The sequence below is a fragment of the Micromonospora sp. KC213 genome, assembly GCF_004348325.1.
Taxonomy (GTDB): Bacteria; Actinomycetota; Actinomycetes; order Mycobacteriales; family Micromonosporaceae; genus Micromonospora.
On sequence record NZ_SMKF01000272.1, the window covers coordinates 1 to 5,123 of the forward strand.

The 5,123-nt window shown below is 72.8% G+C and carries 3 protein-coding genes and 1 pseudogene; all 4 read right to left on the bottom strand.

The window, feature by feature from the left end:
- Positions 1–63: 63 nt before the first annotated feature.
- Positions 64–1,566: a trypsin-like peptidase domain-containing protein gene (locus tag E1166_RS29310; protein WP_132343083.1), complete on the bottom strand. Its 1,503-nt coding sequence runs from the start codon at positions 1,564–1,566 to the stop codon at positions 64–66.
- A 62-nt stretch (positions 1,567–1,628) separates the two neighbouring features.
- A complete protein-coding gene (locus E1166_RS29315; RefSeq protein ID WP_132343084.1) occupies positions 1,629–3,185 on the bottom strand; it encodes a HAMP domain-containing sensor histidine kinase in 1,557 nt (518 codons plus the stop codon).
- 115 nt (positions 3,186–3,300) lie between these two features.
- Positions 3,301–4,002 carry a response regulator transcription factor gene (locus tag E1166_RS29320; protein WP_132184922.1) on the bottom strand — a complete coding sequence of 234 codons (702 nt, stop codon included), beginning with the start codon at positions 4,000–4,002 and terminating at the stop codon, positions 3,301–3,303.
- A gap of 325 nt (positions 4,003–4,327) precedes the next feature.
- Positions 4,328–5,026, bottom strand: a pseudogene (locus tag E1166_RS29325) (lysophospholipid acyltransferase family protein); the annotation flags it as partial.
- Positions 5,027–5,123 lie beyond the last annotated feature (97 nt).

A 5,123-nucleotide genomic window follows, 5' to 3' on the forward strand; every position in this document is an offset into this window, starting at 1 on the left:
GGGTGTTGCAGCCAACCCCCTTGGCTGCACCACCCGCCGCCCGTGGAGGAGGCAGGTCTGTGGTTATGACGACTCGGCGAGCGTGACGGTCACCGTCGCCTCGGATCCGTTGCGCTGGTAGGTCACCTCGACCCGGTCACCGACCTTGCCGGCCTGTACCGCGCCGACGAGGTCGTTGGAGTCGTTGATCAGCTTGTCGCCGAACTTCTTGATCACGTCACCGCGCTGGAGGCCGGCCTTCTCGGCGGCGCTGCCGGGGACGACCGCCGACACCAGCGCGCCGCCGTTCTCCGCGCCGGTCACGCTGACGCCGAGCGACGGGTGGCTGACCTTCTCGCGACGCTGGAGCTTCCCGGCGACGTCCTTGGCCTTGTTGCTCGGAATGGCGAAGCCGACGCCGATGTTGCCGTTGCTGCCCTGCCCGGCGGTGGCGATCGCGGTGTTGATGCCGATCACCTCACCCCGGGTGTTGACCAGAGCACCACCGGAGTTGCCAGGGTTGATCGGGGCGTCGGTCTGCAGCAGCCCCGAGATCGAGGTGGCACCCTGCTGCGGGTTCTGCTGGCCGCCCTCGCCGGCCTGGATGGTCCGGTCACGGGCGCTGATGATGCCGGCGGTGACCGAGCCCTGCAGGCCAAGCGGGCTGCCCAGGGCGAGCACCTGGTCGCCGACCTGCATGGCGTCGCTGTCGCCGAACTTCGCCGCCTTGAGGTCGTCGACGCCGCTGGCCTTGACCACTGCGAGGTCGGTCTTCGGGTCGGTGCCGATGATGGTCGCCTGGGCCGTCTTGCCGTCGGCGAAGATCACCCGGACGATGCCGCCGGCGGCGGAGGCGACCACGTGGTTGTTGGTGAGCACGAAGCCGTCGGGGGTGAGGATCACCCCGGACCCCTCGCCGCTGTCGGTGGCGATCGAGACCACGCTGTCCTGCACCCCGGCGGCGATCTTCGGCAGGTCGGCACTGTTGATCACGGGTGCGGCCGAGTAGGTACGGGTGACACCGCCCGAGCCGCCGTCCAGGGCGAGGGCGAGCGCACCGCCGGCCACACCGGATCCCAGCATCAGGGCGAAGACCGCCACACCGGCGCCGATGACCTTGGCCACCTTCGAGGGCTTCGGCGCGGCCGCCCACGGCGGCACCGGCTGCCCGCCGTGGCTGGGCGGAACGGGACCGCCAGGGCCGCCCACCCAGCCGGACTGCGGGTAACCCGCGGGGTAACCGGCGGCCGGGTACTGGCCGGCGTGCTGGCCCGGGTAGCCGGGCTGGCCGGCGTGCTGGCCGTACTGGTAGCCAGGGTGGTGTCCGGCGTGCTGGCCGGGGTACGGCGCGGCCGAGGTCTGCGCGCCCGGGTACGGCGCGGCCGAGGTCTGCCCGGGCGGGTAGGGAGAACTCTGCGGCGCAATGCCCGCCGGCTCCCCCGCGGCGCCGGCGGGACGGTCGGTCGGGGAGACCTCGGTCGAGTCCGACTGCCCGCGCTCGGCGTGGGGCAGCTCTGCGGTGTGGGGCGACGGCTCGGCGTCGAGGGCGGCGGGCCGCCGCTGCGGATCGGTGTCGAACTCGTTCATGGCCTTACCTTCTCCCCTCGTACTGTCATCAACCTGGAACGCACCTGGAAGTTGTCTGACAGTCACTCCGACTCGCCGTTGGTTGCCGCGGCCAGCGGCAGCCGGACCCGGAACGTCGCCCCACCACCCGGCGTGTCGGTCACCTCGACCGTGCCGTGGTGGGCAGCCACCAGCGCGGCGACGATGGCCAGCCCCAGACCGGTGCTGGTCATCCCGTTCGCCCGCCGGGTGCGGGCCGCGTCGGCCCGGTAGAAGCGTTCGAAGACCCGCTCGGCCTGCTCCGGGGTGAGACCGGGACCGGTGTCGGCGACCTCCACCACGGCCAGGTTCCCCGGTTCGGCCCGCAGCCGCAGCGTCACCGCGGCCTCCGGTGGGGTGTGGGTGAGCGCGTTGGTCATCAGGTTGCCGATGACCTGGCGTAGCCGGGCGTCGTCCCCCTGCACCACCAGGGGCCCGGAGCCGGGCGCGATCTCCAGCTCGATCCGGCGCTGCGGAGCGACCACCCGGGCGGCCTGCACGGCGTCGGAGGCCAGCACCGGTAGCTCCACCGGGGCCAACGAGAGCGGGCGTTCCCGGTCCAGCCGGGCGAGCAGCAGCAGGTCCTCCACGAGCAGCCCCATCCGGGCCGCCTCGTCCTCGATCCGGCGCAGCAGGTCGGCGGTCTGTTCCGGCTCCCGCGCCGCGCCCTGCCGGTACAGCTCGGCGAACCCGCGGATGGTGGTCAGCGGGGTACGCAGCTCGTGGGAGGCGTCCGCGACGAACTGCCGCATCCGTTCCTCGGAGCGCCGGGCCCGGGCCTCGGAGGACTGCGCGGCGTGCGCGGCGTCGCGGGCACCGGCCTCGGCCGCGCGGGCCGCCGCCTCGGAGGCGGCCCGCGCGGTGAAGGCCGCCTCGATCTGCGCCAGCATCGCGTTCAACGCCCGGGAGAGCCGGCCCAGCTCGGAGGTGGCGCAGGGCTGTCCCTCCTCCGGGTCGGGCACCCGGCGGGTGAGGTCGCCGCCGGCGATCGCGGCGGCGGTCCGTTCGATCTCCACCAGCGGTTTCAAACTGGTCCGGACGATCGCCGCGCCGATCGAGGCGAGCAGGATCAGCACCGACCAACCGACCAGGAGGTCTATCCAGACCAGCCGCTTGACCGCGAGGTCGACGTCGGTGAGGTGCTGACCGACCGCGAGCACCCGGCCGTCGGGCAGCTCCCGGTAGAGCATCCGCCACCGGTCCCGGCCGTCCTCGGAGCGGACGGTGAACGGCTCTTTCTCGGCAGCGGCCTGGAATCCCGCCAGGTCGTCCGGCATCCTGGGCAGGTCGTCCAGCGCTAGGCTGTGGTCGTACCCGATGGGCTTCGCGCTGTCTTCCTCCGCGAGTGCCACCACGTAGTCGGTGGGCAGCGCGGCACTGCCGAGCCCGACTTCCAGGGAAGGCAGCACCCGGCCCACCTGGTCGCTTGCCGCCTGCAACTCCCCGTCCACCTGCCCGACGAGGTAGTCGCGCAGGAAGTACGTGGTGAGCGAACTGATCACCAGCAGCGCGGCGGCGACCAGCGCCAGCACCGCCGCGACCAGCTTGACCCGCAGCGGTACGCCCCGCAGCCGGCCCTTCGCGTTGTCGAGGAGGTTCACTGGTTCACCCCGGTCCGCGACTGCGGGGCTCGCAGAACCGGCTCACTCCTCGCGCTCACCGATCCCACCGTGCCTCGCGACTGCGGGGCTCGCAGAACCGGCTCACTCCTCGCGCTCACGCTGCTGGCTTGCGCAGCACGTAGCCCACCCCGCGCAGGGTGTGGATCAGGCGAGGTTGGGTGTTGTCCACCTTGCGCCGCAGGTAGGAGATGTAGGACTCGACGATGTTGTCGTCGCCGCGGAAGTCGTAGTTCCAGACGTGGTCGAGGATCTGCGCCTTGGACAGCACCCGGTTGGCGTTGAGCATCAGGTAACGCAGCAGCTTGAACTCGGTCGGCGACAGTTGCACCCGCTGGCCGGCGCGGTGCACCTCGTGGGTTTCCTCGTCCAGTTCCAGGTCGGCGAAGGTGAGCCGGGAGGGGGCGTGTTCGCCGGTGGCGGTACGCCGCAGCACCGCCCGGATCCGGGCGGTCAGCTCCTCCAGGCTGAACGGCTTGGTGACGTAGTCGTCGCCGCCCAGGGTGAGGCCGCGGATCTTGTCGTCGGTGGCGTCGCGGGCGGTCAGGAAGACCACCGGGGTACGCGTGCCGCCCTCACGGAGCATCCGGATCACCTCGAAGCCGTCGAGGTCGGGCAGCATCACGTCGAGGACCACCAGATCGGGGCGGTGCTCCTTGGCGGTGCTCAACGCCGCGCTGCCGCTGGTCGCGGTCGCCACGTCGAAACCGGCGAAGCGCAAACTGGCAGAGAGCAGCTCGAGGATGTTGGGATCGTCCTCGACGACGAGCAGTCGCGCCTCGGTCTGGGTAGCGGCCATGCCCCGCATCATCTACGACGTGGCTGCGCCGATACTGGGCACCGGCTGAAAAAAGCCTGTGAACCGGGTGGCGCACGTCAATCCGCAGCGGCTACACAGTGTGACCCTTCGCCGCTACGGCAGAGGCCGCCGCGGCGGTGGACACCACCGCGGCAGTCTCGCAGTTACTCGCCGGGTGGCGGCACACCGCCGAGATCCACGCGGACCCGGACCTGCACCGGATCCTGGCCACACCGAGTTCCGGCGACTTCGGGCCAGGTGAGGCGCCCGGGCACCGCCGCCACCACGCCCCGGCGGCTACACCCTGCGATGGCGAAGTCAGAGGTCAGGCGGCGACCGGGTGAAGGTCACGGACAACCGGCCCGGCGGCGGGAGCCGGCACCGCGACGGCCGTCGGCGCGGATACGGCGGCGCGGGCGGGGACCAGGTGGACGGCCGCCTCGGCGGCCCGGGCCAGCGCCCGGCGGTCGGCGTCCCCGGCCGGGTGCAGCGCCGCCGCCACCCGTACGGTCAACACCAGCTCACGGGCGGCGAGCACCCGGAGCACCGAACGCCACAGGGTCTCCTCCCCGACGAAGGCGGCGGCCGTGGTGCCCACGCCGATGCTGGCGCACCGGTAGCTGATCCGGATGGGCACCACCGGCGCCCCGGCGTCGACCGCCGCCTGGAAGGTGGCCGGGCGGAACCCGCGCCGCGGGCGGCAGTCGGCCGTTGCGGAGGCACCGCACCAGGTCGTGCCCTCGGGAAAGACCGCCACCGGGTCGCCGCCGCGCAGCGTCGCGGCGATCCGGTCGACCGTCTCGGGCAGGTCCCGGGGGCGCGCCCGGTCGACGAAGAGCGCGCCGGACCCGCGGGCCAGCAGCCCGACCAGCGGCCACCGACGGACCTCGCTCTTGGCCAGCAGCCGGGCCGGCGTCACCGCCAGCACCGCGAGCACGTCCAGCCACGAGACGTGGTTGGCGACCAGCAGCGCCGGCCGGCGCGGCGGGCGGCCCCGCACCTCCAGCCGCACCCCGAGGACCCGGGTGGCGCCCCGCGCCCGTCGTACACCGTTCTCCTCCCGTGCGGCGGCGCGTCACGCGCCGCCGCACGGGAGGAGAACGATGTCCGACGGGCAGTGG